General features: G+C 71.4%; 1 protein-coding gene. It reads left to right on the top strand.

The features are described 5' to 3' along the window. The coding region (locus tag HKX41_11960; protein ID NNC24849.1) for an EamA/RhaT family transporter at positions 1–262 on the top strand (262 nt) is incomplete at both ends.

Here is a 262-nt window from a genome sequence, read left to right as displayed (position 1 = left end):
CATCGCCTGCGTCAACCGCGCCGAACTGCGCGAGCTGCAGGCGCAAACCCACGCCGACCTGCGCAGCTATGCGCTCGGAGGCCTGCTCGCGTTCGGCGCGGTGATCTGCTGGACCTGGTACCCGCTGCGCAACGCCGACTGGCTGCGCGCGCATCCCGACCGCAGCCCGCGCACCTGGGCCACCGCGCAAGGCGTGGCGACCTTGCCGCTGGCGCTGATCGGCTACCTCGCGCTGTGGCTGTACATGAGCGCCACGCATTCG

The sequence above is a fragment of the Salifodinibacter halophilus genome (assembly GCA_012999515.1).
In the GTDB taxonomy this organism is placed as follows: domain Bacteria; phylum Pseudomonadota; class Gammaproteobacteria; order Nevskiales; family Salinisphaeraceae; genus Salifodinibacter; species Salifodinibacter halophilus.
This window is presented reverse-complemented; position numbering and strand designations above follow the sequence as displayed.